We start from the raw sequence: 15,364 nt of genomic DNA, 5'->3' as shown, positions 1-15,364 counted from the left end.
GCGGCTGAGTTTATGGATTTTTCTGTCATGGAATCGGTCTGAAAAGTGGGAAGAACGTGGAGAGAAGGCGAAAACAGGCGGAGACATTCAGCGCGAGTTGGCTATAATACCTGCCACTTGTTTACCATCCATTTTAAAGGACACCGACATGAGCTTACTCAACGTCCCAGCGGGTAAAGAACTGCCAGAAGACATCTACGTAGTTATCGAAATCCCGGCTAACGCAGATCCGATCAAATACGAAGTGGACAAAGAGAGCGGCGCCCTGTTCGTAGACCGCTTCATGTCTACCGCGATGTTCTATCCGTGCAACTACGGTTACATCAACCACACCCTGTCTCTGGACGGTGACCCGGTTGACGTGCTGGTCCCAACGCCATACCCACTGCAGCCAGGCGCAGTGATTCGCTGCCGTCCCGTTGGCGTGCTGAAAATGACCGACGAATCCGGTGAAGATGCGAAGCTGGTTGCGGTACCGCACACCAAGCTGAGCAAAGAATACGATCACATCAAAGATGTGAACGACCTGCCAGAGCTGCTGAAAGCGCAGATCACTCACTTCTTCGAGCACTACAAAGACCTCGAAAAAGGCAAGTGGGTTAAAGTTGACGGCTGGGACAACGCAGAAGCAGCGAAAGCGGAAATCATCGCCTCTTTCGAACGCGCTGCTAAGAAGTAATTCTTACTGCCAGACACAAAAAACAACGCCACCTTACGGTGGCGTTGTCGTTTTTCAGTACTGGTCTCTGTCTAACCAGTTACCGCTTACGATCCGCGTTAACCCGTCGACTGGACGCTGGTAGACATACATCCACGCGCTTCCGTACGGCGTCTGGATCAACTGGCGTGCGTATTCACCGCCCCTGGTGCGCAAGGCATCAAGTTCGGCAAGCGTCGCGTTATCAATACGATAAACTTCACCCTGTACTGTTCCTTCACCCGGAACCGCGCCTGGATAGTGGCCCAGGCTGTACAACTGGTAGTTCTCGATATTGTAATTCCCCAGTAGCTGGGCATTGGTCATCCAGTGACTGTTGCCTTGCCTGGTTCGTAAACTGCCGTAGACAAATATTCGCATTGCTAAAACTCAAACTGATAGAGCAGATCAAGTGCCTGGTCTACGCCGGACACTGCTTCCAGATATAGCTTAGGCATCAGGCGATAGCGTAACGTGAGTGTTGCCAGTGAGTCAAAGATCCCCACACCATATTTTACCTGCAGACCCGGCAGTACATAGCCGCTGACCACCACCTGCGAGGAGTCACCCACGCCCTGGGTGTCCAGCGCCAGATTGCTTACGCCGAACGTCTCGCCGATTTTACCCACAACCTGCCCACTTTGTGCAACCCCCAGCCCCACTAACATCGAAGTCATCGCCGCGCTGTCGCTCTGACCGCTGTCGAGACCTTGACCACGCAGCAGGTAAGAGAGGGCTTCCTGCTGGGACATCGCCGGGTCAGAGAAGATCTCCGCCTTCGGTTCGTCGGCGGAACCGGTGACGCGTACCCCGGCAATGACGTCGTTTTCCGTCGCTTCCGGGTTACGAATCGCTTCAATGTTCAGCAAGGGTTGATCCGGTGGACCGGAGAACAGCAGCTCGCCTTTGCGGACAATCAGATCCTGACCATAGGCGTGGAATCGCCCTTCAGGGATATTGATCTGCCCGTTCAGGCCAAGCCCTTGTTTATCCTGCGCCACCTTCAGGTCGCCCGTAAGCCTCGCCTTCAGCCCAAACGCATCCAACCGCACGTTATTCCCCACGTGCACGATAAGGTTACTATTAATCGGTATGCCCGCGCTCTTCTGTTCGACCGGTTTCAGATTTTCATTGAGCATAACTTCATCACTTGAGACGCCGACCGCACTTTCCGGCACGTCGTGAACCACGATGCGCGCCCACGGCACGTCAACGCGACCGTCAAGCGTGAAGAGGCTTGGCGTAGCTTCAAAGACCACATCAGGCGAGACGTCCAGTCGCACCATCGGCGGTACGGTGATGCGCACCTTACTGCCCTTCGCGGCAATACGGGCGCGCCAGTTGTCGAGCTGGCTCCAGTCCGCGTCGCCGCTCAGATTGATTTGCCCCTGCTGCGTCAGTACCGATCCGCTCAGCGTCGAGCTCATGCCGTTGAAGTTCATCGCGATCTGGCTCGGCTGCATGTCAAACGGCATAAAGTTGCCGTCAATATCCACGCCGCTGAGGCGCAGCTGGCCGAACAGCTGTGGGCTTTGCGCATTGCCCGCCAGGCGCAGGTTGGCATTTACCATGCCCTCGGCTTTTTCCCCGCGTGCGAAAATCGGGTTCACCATCGCCAGGTTGAAGTTGCGGATAGTGACGTTGCCGCCCAGATTTCGCCGTCCCTGTGGGTCGGTAATTTGAACCTTGCCGTCAAACTGACCGTTGTTGGTGAGACGAATCAGCCAGCCCAGCTCCGCACGGTTGTTATGCAGGTCCGCGCTCAGGTTCAGGGTGTCGAAGGCCACCGGCAGCGGCGCGTCATTCACCTCCTGCGTCACCTTCACGTTACGCCCGGACAGCGTGACGCTGCCCTGCGGCAGCCCCTCTTTGGTGGTGTCCCAGGCGACATCGGCTTTTCCGCTGAAGACGCCGCTGGCCTGGGTAGTATCCGGCATAAACGGTTTCAGCATCGCCAGATCGAAGCGGTTGAGGTTGATCTGCGCGCGTCCTTCCGCGCCCGCGTCGATGGTCTGCGGCACGCACAGTTCCGCATTCGGGTTGGTCCAGCAGTGCGGCCCAATGCTGATCTTCTGCTCGGCGTTGCGGTAGTCCAGCGCGATGGCGCGCGACAGCGCCAGCGGCCCGACCGGCGTGTTGAAGCGGGTGTTATCCAGCGTCCCTTTCCAGCGCTCCTCTTTGCGGTCGAAGCTGCCGGTCAGGTGAAGCTGGCCGGAGACCGGCTCGCCCTGCACGCGCAGCTGCAGGTCGTGCTGCTTCTCGTTCCCTTTCGCGTCCAGGGTGACCAGGCTGATGTTGACGTCCGGCTGAGAAATGCGCTCCACGCGCAGGTTCAGGTTTCCGCCGATCTGGTCAGTGGATTTCACATCCCCTTCCACGCGAACGCGGGCAACGCTCAGCGCCTGCCAGCGCAGGTTATTGGCGGTAATGTCAGCCAGCAGCTGCGGCGCGTCTACCGTGCCGCGCACCTTCAGGAGCCCCTTCGCCGTACCGCCCAGGCCCGGCAGGGCGTTATCCAGATTCGGCGCGTCGATGGTGGCGTCCAGATTGAGATCTTTCACCCCCAGCTCGCCTTTGATATCCGCCGTGTTGCGGCCCAGCGCCACGTGCAGACCCGGGATAACCCACTGCAGGTAGCTGTTGCCTTTCACCGAGCCTTCAACGTTTACCTTGTTCTGCTTCACGTTCCCGGTGAGCTTGATCTCCGGCACGTCCATCTGCCACGTGCCGCCGTACAGGCTGCCGCGGGTTTTGATCAGGCCATCCAGCTTCGACGGCCAGTCCGGCACCTCTTTGGCGGTGTTAATGCCCGTCAGCTTCAGCTCGCCGCGCCAGCTGATCGCCTGCTGCCAGTCGAGCAGCGCGGTCAACTCGGTTTTGCCTTCCAGCGCCGCGACGGTCAGCTTGTCGAGGTTAACCTGCTGTTCGTTGCCCTTCGCATCCAGGGTGATGTTCGCGGGCGGCACGCCCTGCCCCTTCACTGCGGTGCGGAACGAGAGCGTATAGTCGGTCATCTTGCCGCTCAGCTTCAGCTTCAGGTCATCGGCCTGGTACTGTTTTTCGCCGGTGAATGGCCAGTAAAGCTGCTTGCTGACCACCTCAAGATTGAGCGGCAGCCCGGCTTCCGCCAGCTGGGTTTGCGCACGCAGGACCATGTCTACCGGGCCGGAGAGATTGACCCCGACATCCAGCTTCTCGCGCAGCGCCCCGCCTACTTTGACCTTCACCTTCTCGCCTTTGAGCGGGTCAATGTTCAGGGCGCTATTCAGCGTGATATCCACCGGCCAGTTGTCGCGCAGCAGGGCGTTGCCTGACGCGTTCACCGAGCCCTGATTGGTGTCGATATCCAGCGCGTCGAGCTTCATATTGCCGTCAATGCTGCTGACTTTCAGCAGCATGTTATAGACCGTCAGGTCGGTATCGCCGGTCAGGCGCAGCTGCTCGCCTTTGAACTCTTCAATATTGAGGTTCAGCGGCAGATGCACATCGGTCATTTCCGGCAGGACAGGCTTCGAGAAGAGGTCTTTCAGCGTTTCGCCCAGCGGCTTCTCTTCCGGCTGCGGGTTCTGGATCTTCGGCTCGACGATCTCTTCCTGCGCCACGTCGGCCACTTTCGGCAGCGCGATCAGCAAGCCCTGCAGGGAGGTTGGCGTCAGGGTGAGGTTTTTCTCCTGCCAGCGCAGGCCGGAGCTGAAATCCATCACGGACACGGTGGTGTCGTCGATTTTGACATTGACGTTATCAAGCGCCACCCGATAAAGCGCGATCGGGTACGGCGTGGAGAGATTCAGCGGACCGCTGTCCTCTTCCTCTACCGGCGCAGACTTCGGCATTTTCTTCGAATCTATCGCCACGTTGACGTCTTTTAGCGACAAATCGTTGACGCAGAGCTTGCTATCACGCAGACAGCCCAGCTTCACCGCCAGGTGAAACTCCCCGGCGTTCACCGCCACGCCCGGCTGCTCATAGCGGATGTTCTTCAGGCGCAGGTCGCGCCAGCCGCCCGTCACCTGGCCAATCTCCAGCCCCGGCACCCAGCGGTTCGCGGCGTTAAACAGCAGATGCAGCCCGGTCGTCGTTCCCACCAGAAACGCCACCGTACCGAGCAGCAGCACGATAAAAATCAGCACCCCGAGGCTTATCTTCTTCCATAAACTCATAATTCAGGCCCCAGACCGATGTAAAACTGTAATCCGTGTTCTTCTTTGTCGCCCACCGGCACGGCGAAATCGAGCTTGATGGGCCCGACGGGTGACTGCCAGCGTACGCCGACGCCCGCGCCGGTTTTAAAATCGCTGCGGCGGATATCGCTCACCGCTTCGCCGCCGTCGACGAACATAGCGCCCCACCATTTTCCGCTGACGTTGTACTGGTACTCCAGCGAGCCGGTAGCCAGCTTAGAGGCACCGATCAGCTTGCCGTCATCGTCCTTAGGCGCGATGGATTTGTATTTATAGCCACGGATGCTGCGATCGCCCCCGGCGAAGAAGCGCAGGTCCGGCGGGACCTTGTCGAAGTCGCCGGTTTCAATCCAGCCGAGGTTGCCGCGCACCACAAAGCGGTGTTTGTCATACAGCGTGCGGATCCAGACGTTCTGCGCCTGAATCACCGAGAAATCTACGTCGGAACCCCACATGGTGTTGGAGTAATCGATAGAGTAACGCTGGGAATCGCCCCAGGTCGGCATCAGGCCGCCGCGCGAGCGGGTGCGGCTGATCATCACCCCAGGATAGAGCAGCATGGTGGTGTTGGTGACGTTGGCCTGGGTAAAGTGATCCAGGCTCCAGCGCAGGTTGATGGCGCGCTGCCAGCCGCTGGAGAGATCCCAGTAACGCGACACGGCAAGCGTGGTGGAATCGGACTCGGTATCGTTGAGGTCGGTGCGCTTAAAGCCCCCCTGAACCAGGTAATATTGCTCAAGCGGATTTTTCAGCAGCGGCATTTTATAGCTGAAATCGAGCTGCTGTTCCGGGGCGGAAATGCTGGCGCTGGTGGTCAGGCTATGGCCGTAGGAGTTCATCCACGGCTTTTTCCAGGTGGCCTTCACGCGCGGGCCAACGTCCGTCGAATAGCCCACACCGGTTTCAATGGTGTTCTCGGTGCGCGGCGAAACAACGCCGTGCAGCGGCAACACCTTGGTTTTGCGAGACTTATCAAATTCAGGGGCGACAACCACGGAGTTAAACCAGCCGGTGGCTGAGAGCCGTCGGTTCAGCTCACCCAGGTCGCTCGACTGGTAGTAATCCCCTTTTTTAAAGGGCACGAGGTTTTGCAGGTACTCTTCACGAATTTGCGACCCTTCGAACGTCACGTCGCCAAAGCGGTAGCGTTCTCCGCTATCGTAGTCGATATCCCAGAAGGCCTGACGTCGCGCCAGCGCAATGCCCAGCTGGCTTTTATTGAACTGGCTGTCAAAGTAGCCCTTACGCAGGGAAACGCTGGTCAGCTCTTTTTTGAAGTGGTCGTAGTCACCGTGGTTGAGCACGGTGCCGATTTTCGGCCGCGTGCTGAGCAGGTCCAGGTAATCCCGGTCGGTACGCGCCCCGCCGCGCAGGATGACGTTGGTGCCGCCAATCAGCACCGGCTCGCCCGGCGAAACGCGGGCAATAAGCACCTGGCGCCCCTTCTTTGGGGGCGGGCGGAGATCGAAATCAATGGTGGGTTCGTAATACCCTAGCGCTTTTAGTCCTTCACGGATGGCATCATCGACGCGCGCGCGGAAACGCCGGTCCGGCGTCACCTCATCACTCTGGATGGTCGATAGCTGCGCACGCACGTTTTTTTGTAGCGCCCCGGATAACCCCTCAACCTGCAAACGGACATTCGCCGCGCTGGCAATCCCGCTTGTCAGCAACAGACTGACTAAACATAACTGGCGGATTTTTGTCACGTTTTCTCCTGAATATCCCTGTTTCCACCCTGGAAGCAAATGAAGTGCCGCTCCGCGGCAAAATACGGCCTGTTGGCCAAAAACCCGAATCTCGGGTTGAAAATGGGTGTAACACCCAAATATTTCTTATGATTAAATCTAGACTCATTCAGCGCATTTATTGTGTTCAATTAAACGCGCCGTGACAACCTTAACCGAAACATCGCACCCCGGGAGGCCCCACCGTGAGTTTATTCGACAAAAAGCATCTGGTTTCACAAGCAGATGCATTACCGGGACGCAACACCCCTATGCCTGTGGCGACTTTACACGCCGTCAATGGCCATTCCATGACTAACGTTCCTGATGGCATGGAAATCGCCCTGTTCGCTATGGGCTGCTTCTGGGGCGTTGAGCGCCTCTTCTGGCAGTTGCCTGGCGTTTACAGCACGGCAGCCGGCTACACGGGCGGTTACACGCCGAATCCAACCTACCGCGAAGTCTGCTCCGGCGAAACCGGCCATGCGGAAGCGGTACGCGTAGTGTACGACCCGACGGTAATCAGCTACGAACAGCTCCTGCAGGTCTTCTGGGAAAACCACGACCCGGCGCAGGGCATGCGTCAGGGCAACGACCACGGCACGCAGTACCGCTCGGCTATCTATCCGCTCACCCCTGAGCAGGATGCCGCCGCGCGCGCCAGCCTTGAGCGTTTCCAGCAGGCCATGCGTGAAGCGGGCGATACGCGCGAGGTGACCACGGAAATCACCACCGCGAAACCGTTCTACTACGCCGAGGACGATCACCAGCAGTATCTGCATAAAAACCCGTACGGCTACTGCGGAATCGGAGGTATCGGCGTCTGCCTGCCGCCACAGCTGGCCTGATTATCAGCCGTTAGATCGTCGCCCGTACCGGGCAGCACCCGCTGTCCGGTCTGTTTTATGTAAAAATGTGACCTCTGGCAGATTTACATCTCTTTACGCTATACTACCCGCTGAAATAATCGGCTCAACGCTACGAGCTGATGTTCAATGTGTTTCCACACAAATGGTATCAACTCCCCTTCTGAGGATCTGGCGAGAAGCCGGATAAACTATGTTAAACAGTATTTTAGTAATACTTTGTCTGATTGCCGTCAGTGCATTTTTCTCGATATCCGAGATCTCGCTGGCCGCGTCCCGTAAAATCAAACTGAAGCTGCTCGCCGACGAGGGCAACATCAACGCCTCACGCATTCTCAAAATGCAGGAAAACCCCGGTACGTTCTTTACCGTGGTGCAAATTGGTCTGAACGCGGTGGCTATCCTGGGCGGTATCGTGGGCGATGCGGCATTTTCCCCGGCGTTTTATAGCCTCTTTGCGCAGTACATGTCCGCAGAACTGGCCGAACAGCTGAGCTTTATCCTCTCCTTCTCGCTGGTGACCGGGCTGTTCATCCTCTTCGCCGACCTGACCCCGAAACGCATCGGTATGATTGCGCCAGAAGCCGTGGCTTTGCGTATCATCAACCCGATGCGCTTCTGCCTGTTTGTGTTCCGCCCGCTGGTGTGGTTCTTCAACGGCCTGGCAAACGTCATTTTCCGCATCTTTAAGCTGCCGATGGTGCGTAAAGATGACATCACCTCTGACGACATTTATGCGGTCGTGGAAGCCGGTGCCCTGGCCGGGGTACTGCGTAAGCAGGAACACGAACTGATTGAGAACGTATTCGAACTGGAATCCCGTACCGTGCCCTCTTCCATGACGGGCCGTGAAAGCATTATCTGGTTCGATTTACATGAAGATGAGCAGAGCCTGAAGAACAAAGTGGCGCAGCATCCGCACTCCAAGTTCCTGGTCTGTAATGAAGATATTGACCACATCATCGGTTACGTCGACTCCAAAGACCTGCTGAACCGCGTGCTGGCGAACCAGAGCCTGGCGCTGAACAGCGGCGTGCAGATCCGCAATACCCTGATTGTGCCGGACACCCTGACGCTCTCAGAAGCGCTGGAAAGTTTCAAAACCGCCGGGGAAGACTTCGCGGTGATCATGAACGAATACGCGCTGGTGGTGGGTATTATCACCCTGAACGACGTCATGACCACGCTGATGGGCGACCTGGTAGGCCAGGGGCTGGAAGAGCAGATTGTTCAGCGTGACGATAATTCATGGCTGATTGATGGCGGCACGCCAATTGAAGACGTGATGCGCGTGCTGGATATCGACGAGTTCCCGCAGTCCGGAAACTACGAGACCATCGGCGGCTTTATGATGTTTATGCTGCGTAAGATCCCGAAACGCACCGACTCGGTGAAGTTCTCCGGCTACAAGTTTGAAGTGGTGGATATTGATAACTACCGCATCGACCAGCTGCTGGTGACGCGCATCGACAACAAACCGACCGTACTGGTGCCGAAGCTGCCGGATGCGGAAGAGAAGGTGTCGGCGTAAGGTTCCTGCCCCCACAAACATCAACGGCTCCCATCGGGAGCCGTTTTTTTAACTACTGCATAGCACGTTGGTTAAGCCATCTCAGTTTGCAGACGCATAACCTGACGGTTGACTTCGGACATCACAGACAGGTGCTGTTTGTCCTTCACTTTTGGGACAAGGATTTTGCCCTTATCAAACTCAAAAGCGCCAACATCCTTGATATACAACCGTCCACGGAACAGGATCTTCACGTACTTCGCCACCTGAAGCGGGTTGTAGCGTTGGAAAATTTTCATTCTTGTATCTCCTGCGAATCATACGCTCTTGCGGTGCCACAATCGGCCCGACTGTCCTGAGCGCAAATTTTAATGCCCAATGACTATAGACCAGAACTACGGTGTTACCCAGTGTGCATAAGTTTATTTACCGTTTGATTACAATTATTCAGAATAATCTTTGCAAAGCGTGACTGAGCGCAGTATAAGCCGTCGTTTTTTCATGGATATGTGCGTTCACCCGCAAAGTGGCATCGGGATTGCGGGAAAACCACATTGATCGCACTTATCATTAAAAGTGCATGACCAAGTGGTCGGATCACCTGCAAACAATAAGGAAACGCCATGACCCTACGTACTATCCTTGCAGCAGCCTGCCTGCTGCTGCCCCTGTGGGCTTGTGCTCACAACATTGAAAAAGGACAACGTGTACCGCCAGTCGGCATTGCTGACCGGGGAGAATTGATTCTCGACAATGATAAGTTTAGCTACAAAGCCTGGAATAGCGCGCAGCTCGCGGGCAAAGTGAGAGTTGTACAACATATTGCCGGTCGTACATCTGCAAAAGAGAAAAATGCCAACCTGGTGGAGGCGATCAAGGCGGCAAAATTCCCACACGATCGTTACCAGACCACCACGATCGTGAATACCGATGACGCCATTCCGGGCTCCGGGATGTTTGTGCGTTCAAGCCTTGAGAGCAATAAAAAGCTCTACCCGTGGTCGCAGTTTATCGTCGACAGCAACGGCGTCACCCGTAAGGCCTGGCAGCTGGAGGAAGAGAGCTCTGCGATTGTCGTCCTGGATAAGAACGGCCGCGTACAGTGGGTGAAAGACGGGGCGCTGACCCAGGAAGAGGTGCAGCAGGTTGTCGACCTGCTGCATAAGCTGCTGGCTCAATAAAGAGAGACGCGGAAGCCGGGGTTGAGGAAGGATTCGCGCGGGGTGTAGTCCAGCGGCTTACCCTGCCAGTCATGAACGTGCGCCCCGGCGGCCGCGGCAACGGCATGCCCGGCGGCGGTGTCCCAGACGTTCGTCGGCCCAAAGCGGGGATAGAGCTGAGCTTGTCCTTCCGCCACCAGGCAGAATTTCAGCGATGAGCCAATCGAGGTGGTCCGGTGTTCACCCAGCTGCTGCAGATACTCCTGCAGCTCGCTGTCGCTGTGCGAGCGGCTAATCACCACCAGCGGCGGACGCGCGTCGCGCACCTGGATCTGCTTGCGCACGCCGCACTCTTCCTTCCACGCCTTTCCTTCCGCAGCGCTGTACATCACCTTCATGACCGGCGCGTAGACCACGCCCAGCACCGCTTTACCCTTCTCAATCAGGGCGATATTGACGGTGAATTCACCGTTACGCTTGATGAACTCTTTTGTCCCGTCCAGGGGGTCCACCAGCCAGTAGCGCTGCCAGTGCTGGCGCTCTTCCCAGCTTTGCGGCGCTTCTTCTGACAGGACGGGGATGTCCGGCGTTAAGGCCTGTAACCCTTTCAGGATCACCTTATGCGCCGCGATATCTGCCGCCGTGACCGGAGAGTCGTCCGCTTTGCTGACAACCTCCATGGGTTTACTACCGTCATACACCTGCATGATGGCATCCCCCGCATCCCGTGCGAGCTGACAAATTTTATCTAGCATTTTCCACCTCTTTGTTAACGCAGTGAGGTTAACTCTTTGTTTTAGTTATATCGTAATGTGAACAATTCCGCTATCTGTGAAGCAATTCCGGTTTCAGGTTGCTTTTTTCTGTCAGGATTCACATTTATGTAAGCAACACGTTATAGATACATACTCTTTTGTGGCCTGGATCGAAAAAAGGACTCTTCTGATGATTAAGTTTAGCGCAACGCTCCTGGCGACGCTGATTGCGGCGAGCGTGCAGGCAGCGACGGTCGATTTACGTATTCTGGAAACGACCGATCTGCACAGCAACATGATGGATTTCGATTACTACAAAGATACCCCGACGGAAAAATTCGGACTGGTACGCACGGCGAGTTTGATCAATGCCGCACGCGGCGAAGTGAAAAATAGCGTGCTGGTCGATAACGGCGATCTGATTCAGGGCAGTCCGCTCGGGGATTACATGGCGACCAGGGGGCTGAAAAAAGGCGAGATCCATCCTGTTTATAAAGCGATGAACACCCTGGACTATACCGTCGGTAACCTCGGCAACCATGAATTCAACTACGGTCTGACATACCTGCATGATGCCCTGGCAGGCGCAAAATTCCCGTACGTTAACGCCAATATCATCGACGTTAAGACCCAAAAGCCGCTTTTTACGCCTTACCTGATTAAAGAGACTGAGGTTGTCGATCAGGACGGGAAAAAACAGACGCTGAAAATCGGCTATATCGGTTTTGTCCCGCCGCAAATCATGACGTGGGATAAGGCCAACCTCGACGGTAAGGTGACCGTTAACGACATCACCGAAACCGCGCGCAAATACGTGCCGGAAATGCGTGAGAAAGGTGCCGATCTGGTGGTCGTTGTCGCCCACTCGGGCCTCTCCGCCGATCCATACCAGGCCATGGCAGAAAACTCCGTTTACTACCTGAGTGAGGTCCCGGGCGTCGATGCGATCCTGTTCGGCCACGCCCACGCGGTCTTCCCGGGCAAAGACTTTGCCAGCATTAAAGGGGCGGATATTGAGAAAGGGACGCTTAACGGCGTGCCGTCGGTGATGCCGGGCATGTGGGGCGACCATCTTGGCGTGGTGGATCTGGTGCTGAATAACGACGGCGGCCGCTGGAAGGTCACGCAGTCAAAAGCCGAAGCGCGCCCAATTTACGACGCGGCAGCGAAAAAATCGCTGGCCGCGGAAGATAAAAAACTGGTCGACGTGCTGAATCACGATCACGACGCCACGCGCGAATTCGTCAGCAAGCCGATCGGCAAATCCGCCGACAGCATGTACAGCTTCCTGGCGCTGGTGCAGGACGATCCGACCGTCCAGGTCGTCAACATGGCGCAGAAAGCCTATGCCGAACACTTTGTGCAGGGCGATCCGGATCTGGCGAAACTGCCGGTGCTCTCCGCCGCAGCGCCATTCAAAGTGGGCGGACGTAAGAATGACCCGGCAAGCTATGTGGAGGTCGAAAAGGGCCAGCTCACCTTCCGTAATGCCGCCGATCTCTATCTCTACCCGAATACGCTGGTGGTGGTTAAAGCCACCGGGAAAGAGGTAAAAGAGTGGCTGGAGTGTTCTGCCGGACAGTTTAACCAGATTGACCCACACAGCAGCAAGCCGCAGTCGCTGATTAACTGGGACGGCTTCCGCACCTACAACTTCGACGTGATCGACGGCGTGAACTACCAGATTGACGTCACCCAGCCGGCGAAATATGACGGCGAGTGTCAGGCGATCAACCCGCAGGCGGAGCGCATTAAAAACCTGACCTTCAACGGCAAGGCGATCGATCCGAATGCCACTTTCCTGGTGGTGACCAATAACTACCGTGCCTACGGCGGTAAGTTTGCCGGTACGGGAGATGGCCACATCGCCTTTGCCTCGCCGGACGAGAACCGCTCTGTGCTGGCGGCGTGGATCAGCGCGGAGTCGAAAAAGGCCGGCGAAATTCATCCGGCGGTGGATAACAACTGGCGTCTGGCGCCGATCCACAGCGATACGCCGCTGGATATCCGCTTTGAAACGTCACCGTCCGAGAAGGCAGCCGCGTTTATTAAGGAGAAGGCGCAGTATCCGATGAAACAGGTGGCGACGGATGATATTGGGTTCGCGATTTATCACCTGGATTTAAGTAAGTAGCGGCGATTGTGCCGGGTGGCGCTTCGCTTACCCGGCCTACGGGATGGAAGATTATGGGTAGGCCGGGTAAGGCGAAGCCGCCACCCGGCTTTTACGCCGCGCGATCGTCCCGATTCGCCATCACCTTCGGCGTATTCACCTCAATCCAGTCCGCCAGCGCGGCGACTTTCTCGCTGACCTCGATCCCCATCGGGGTCAGGCTATACTCTACGTGCGGCGGCACAACCGGGTACGATACGCGATCGACAAACCCGTCCTGCTCGAGCGCCTGAAGCGACTGGGACAGCATCTTTTCGCTCACCCCGCCCATTTTACGGCGCAGATCGCTAAAGCGATGCGTTCCCTGGCGCAGCGCCAGCAGAATCAGTACCCCCCAGCGGCTGGTAACGTGTTTGAGCACCTCTCGTGAAGGGCACTGTTCCGCGAAGAGATTGCCATCGCGCAATTGTTCGCTGAGCGTCGGTATCGTTGTTTTCATACTTACCTTTTTGTACGTACTTACTAAAAGTTAGCTATGGTGCTAGTGTGCCACAACACCAGATAAACACGAAGGAGATTCATCATGATCGCGATTACCGGCGCCACCGGCCAGCTTGGCCATCTCGTTATCGAACAGCTGTTGAACACCGTACCGGCTAACCAGATTGTGGCCATCGTACGTAACCCGGCAAAAGCTGAAGCCTTAAGCCAGCAGGGAATTGTGGTTCGTCAGGCGGACTACACGGATGAAGCCGCATTCACCGCCGCGCTGAACGGCGTGGATAAGCTGCTGCTGATCTCGTCCAGCGAAGTCGGCCAGCGCGCGGCCCAGCACCAGAACGTGATTAACGCCGCCAAAGCGGCAGGGGTGAAATTTATCGCCTACACCAGCCTGCTGCATGCGGATACCTCGCCGCTCGGTCTGCACGTTGAACACGTTGCCACTGAAAAAGCGCTGGCGGCGTCCGGCATTCCTTATGCCCTGCTGCGCAACGGCTGGTATACCGAAAACTATCTGGCGAGCGCGCCGCCTGCGCTGGAACACGGCGTGTTTATTGGTGCGGCAGGCGAAGGCAAAATTGCCTCTGCCACCCGCGCAGACTATGCCGCGGCGGCAGCGAAAGTGATTGCTGAAGAGGGCCATGCGGGCAAGGTGTATGAACTGGCGGGCGACCACGGCTGGACGCTGAGCGAACTGGCGGCTGAACTCAGCAAACAGAGCGGAAAGCCGGTCACCTACCAGAATCTCAGCGAAGCGGATTTTGCTGCCGCGCTGAAGAGCGTCGGCCTGCCTGCCGGGCTGGCCGATATGCTGGCGGACTCCGATATCGGGGCCTCCAAAGGCGGGCTCTTTGACGACAGCCATACGCTGAGCAAACTGATCGGGCGCCCAACCACTACGCTGGCGGAGAGCATTAAAGCCATTCTGTAATTGTTACGGGATGGTTATTTTTTGTGGCATCCCCTCGGGTCATCTTTGATAATGAAAAGATGACCCACAAGGAGGCTCACCGTGCAAGGCGTACCGGAACAGTTTAATGATGAAAGAGACAGCGCGCGCTTTCGCCATCTGGCGCAGCTGCCGGGCCTGGAGCTGTATCACGCGCATATTTCTGACTACGCCTTTGAGCCTCACACCCATGAAGCCTTCGGCATCGGCACGATTGAAACCGGTGCCGAACGCTTTCGCTATCGCGGCAGCCAGCATCTCGCGGCGGAGAAATCCGTCGTTACCATGAACCCGGACGAGATCCACACCGGCGAATCCGCCACCGAGGGCGGCTGGCGCTACCGGATGGTCTATATCGAACCCGATCTGCTGGAAGAGGTGACCGGCCTCCGACACTGGTGGTTCAGCGACGTGACCCGTCATGACCCGTTGCGCTCACAGCAAATCGGCAGGCTTATTTACGGCTTGTGGCACACTGACGATCCGCTTGCGCAAAAAGGATTACTGCTGGATCTGATTGAGACCTTCCAGCCGTTTGCCCACCACGCGCCACGGGTCCAGGAAGGCGCGCACCGCTTCGAACGGGTACGCGAGTACCTGCACGACAACTATATGCGCGCCCTGACGCTGGACGAGCTGGCCAGCGTCGTCTCGCTCAGCCCGTATCATTTCCAGCGCCAGTTCAAAGCCTATTTTCACGTGACGCCGCATCAGATGCTGATGGCCATTCGACTCTGGCGCGCCAAAGCGTTTCTCACCCACGGCATGCCCGCCGCAGAGGTTGCCGCCGCAACCGGGCTGACCGATCAGTCGCATTTGACCCGCGCGTTTACCCACCGCTACGGCATTACGCCCGTGCGCTACCAGAAGCAGGTCACCCGGCGCTAATGCGCAATCTCATACAA

The 15,364-nt window shown here is 57.0% G+C and carries 13 protein-coding genes; 7 read left to right on the top strand and 6 right to left on the bottom strand.

Translation table 11 applies throughout. From position 1 onward, the window contains the following. Window positions 1–148: 148 nt before the first annotated feature. The gene (gene ppa, locus AA74_RS0106610; protein WP_008501423.1) at window positions 149–679 is read left to right on the top strand and encodes an inorganic diphosphatase; all 531 of its coding nucleotides are present in this window, start codon (window positions 149–151) and stop codon (window positions 677–679) included. Window positions 680–733: 54 nt separating this feature from the next. Here ppa and AA74_RS0106605 read toward each other — a convergent pair whose 3' ends face one another. The 3 genes from AA74_RS0106605 to tamA are packed head-to-tail and all read right to left on the bottom strand — an operon-like array spanning window position 734 to window position 6,587. After that, complete coding sequence (locus tag AA74_RS0106605) at window positions 734–1,078, bottom strand: gamma-glutamylcyclotransferase (protein WP_008501424.1); 345 nt, start codon at window positions 1,076–1,078, stop codon at window positions 734–736. Window positions 1,079–1,080: 2 nt separating this feature from the next. Then, window positions 1,081–4,857: an autotransporter assembly complex protein TamB gene (gene tamB, locus AA74_RS0106600; RefSeq protein ID WP_025911951.1), complete on the bottom strand. Its 3,777-nt coding sequence runs from the start codon at window positions 4,855–4,857 to the stop codon at window positions 1,081–1,083. Further along, window positions 4,854–6,587: an autotransporter assembly complex protein TamA gene (gene tamA, locus AA74_RS0106595; protein WP_008501426.1), complete on the bottom strand. Its 1,734-nt coding sequence runs from the start codon at window positions 6,585–6,587 to the stop codon at window positions 4,854–4,856. Before tamA ends, tamB begins: the two co-directional genes overlap by 4 nt. Before the next feature lie 224 nt (window positions 6,588–6,811). Here tamA and msrA point away from each other — a divergent pair, with 224 nt between their 5' ends. Both msrA and AA74_RS0106585 read left to right on the top strand, forming a co-directional pair. Then, window positions 6,812–7,453 (top strand): peptide-methionine (S)-S-oxide reductase MsrA, encoded by a 642-nt coding sequence (gene msrA / locus AA74_RS0106590; RefSeq protein ID WP_008501428.1) that lies wholly within the window; start codon window positions 6,812–6,814, stop codon window positions 7,451–7,453. 211 nt (window positions 7,454–7,664) lie between these two features. Next, the gene (locus AA74_RS0106585) at window positions 7,665–9,002 is read left to right on the top strand and encodes a hemolysin family protein (RefSeq protein WP_008501429.1); all 1,338 of its coding nucleotides are present in this window, start codon (window positions 7,665–7,667) and stop codon (window positions 9,000–9,002) included. 71 nt (window positions 9,003–9,073) lie between these two features. On the opposite strand, the gene AA74_RS0106580 is transcribed toward AA74_RS0106585, so the two are convergent. Next, complete coding sequence (locus tag AA74_RS0106580) at window positions 9,074–9,280, bottom strand: DUF1107 domain-containing protein (protein ID WP_008501430.1); 207 nt, start codon at window positions 9,278–9,280, stop codon at window positions 9,074–9,076. Between the two features lie 324 nt (window positions 9,281–9,604). On the opposite strand from AA74_RS0106580, the gene AA74_RS0106575 reads away from it, so the two are divergent. Further along, a complete protein-coding gene (locus tag AA74_RS0106575) occupies window positions 9,605–10,162 on the top strand; it encodes a YtfJ family protein (protein ID WP_025911942.1) in 558 nt (185 codons plus the stop codon). Here AA74_RS0106575 and cysQ read toward each other — a convergent pair. Further along, window positions 10,156–10,896: a 3'(2'),5'-bisphosphate nucleotidase CysQ gene (gene cysQ / locus AA74_RS0106570; RefSeq protein ID WP_025911941.1), complete on the bottom strand. Its 741-nt coding sequence runs from the start codon at window positions 10,894–10,896 to the stop codon at window positions 10,156–10,158. The two genes, AA74_RS0106575 and cysQ, sit on opposite strands and share 7 nt — an antisense overlap. Before the next feature lie 190 nt (window positions 10,897–11,086). On the opposite strand from cysQ, the gene AA74_RS0106565 reads away from it, so the two are divergent. Then, complete coding sequence (locus tag AA74_RS0106565) at window positions 11,087–13,030, top strand: bifunctional 2',3'-cyclic-nucleotide 2'-phosphodiesterase/3'-nucleotidase (RefSeq protein WP_025911939.1); 1,944 nt, start codon at window positions 11,087–11,089, stop codon at window positions 13,028–13,030. A 91-nt stretch (window positions 13,031–13,121) separates the two neighbouring features. Here the strand turns inward: AA74_RS0106565 and AA74_RS0106560 are convergent, their stop codons facing one another. Continuing rightward, window positions 13,122–13,508, bottom strand: coding sequence for a helix-turn-helix domain-containing protein (locus AA74_RS0106560; RefSeq protein ID WP_008502885.1), 387 nt, complete (start codon window positions 13,506–13,508; stop codon window positions 13,122–13,124). An 84-nt stretch (window positions 13,509–13,592) separates the two neighbouring features. Here AA74_RS0106560 and AA74_RS0106555 point away from each other — a divergent pair, with 84 nt between their 5' ends. Continuing rightward, complete coding sequence (locus AA74_RS0106555) at window positions 13,593–14,441, top strand: SDR family oxidoreductase (protein WP_025911938.1); 849 nt, start codon at window positions 13,593–13,595, stop codon at window positions 14,439–14,441. A gap of 81 nt (window positions 14,442–14,522) precedes the next feature. Beyond that, on the top strand, window positions 14,523–15,347 hold the full coding sequence (locus AA74_RS0106550; protein WP_025911937.1) for an AraC family transcriptional regulator: 825 nt from the start codon (window positions 14,523–14,525) through the stop codon (window positions 15,345–15,347). The last annotated feature ends 17 nt before the right edge of the window (window positions 15,348–15,364 follow it).

The organism is Enterobacter sp. 5-4, from assembly GCF_000612205.1.
In the GTDB taxonomy this organism is placed as follows: Bacteria; Pseudomonadota; Gammaproteobacteria; order Enterobacterales; family Enterobacteriaceae; genus Enterobacter; species Enterobacter roggenkampii.
This window is presented reverse-complemented; position numbering and strand designations above follow the sequence as displayed.

What these genes read in the sequence shown, in the direction of transcription:
- ppa (WP_008501423.1), top strand. Translation starts at nt 149, where the DNA reads ATGAGCTTACTCAACGTCCCAGCGGGTAAAGAACTGCCAGAAGACATC.
- AA74_RS0106605 (WP_008501424.1), bottom strand. Translation starts at nt 1,078, where the DNA reads ATGCGAATATTTGTCTACGGCAGTTTACGAACCAGGCAAGGCAACAGT.
- tamB (WP_025911951.1), bottom strand. Translation starts at nt 4,857, where the DNA reads ATGAGTTTATGGAAGAAGATAAGCCTCGGGGTGCTGATTTTTATCGTG.
- AA74_RS0106585 (WP_008501429.1), top strand. Translation starts at nt 7,665, where the DNA reads ATGTTAAACAGTATTTTAGTAATACTTTGTCTGATTGCCGTCAGTGCA.
- AA74_RS0106580 (WP_008501430.1), bottom strand. Translation starts at nt 9,280, where the DNA reads ATGAAAATTTTCCAACGCTACAACCCGCTTCAGGTGGCGAAGTACGTG.
- AA74_RS0106575 (WP_025911942.1), top strand. Translation starts at nt 9,605, where the DNA reads ATGACCCTACGTACTATCCTTGCAGCAGCCTGCCTGCTGCTGCCCCTG.
- cysQ (WP_025911941.1), bottom strand. Translation starts at nt 10,896, where the DNA reads ATGCTAGATAAAATTTGTCAGCTCGCACGGGATGCGGGGGATGCCATC.
- AA74_RS0106565 (WP_025911939.1), top strand. Translation starts at nt 11,087, where the DNA reads ATGATTAAGTTTAGCGCAACGCTCCTGGCGACGCTGATTGCGGCGAGC.
- AA74_RS0106560 (WP_008502885.1), bottom strand. Translation starts at nt 13,508, where the DNA reads ATGAAAACAACGATACCGACGCTCAGCGAACAATTGCGCGATGGCAAT.
- AA74_RS0106555 (WP_025911938.1), top strand. Translation starts at nt 13,593, where the DNA reads ATGATCGCGATTACCGGCGCCACCGGCCAGCTTGGCCATCTCGTTATC.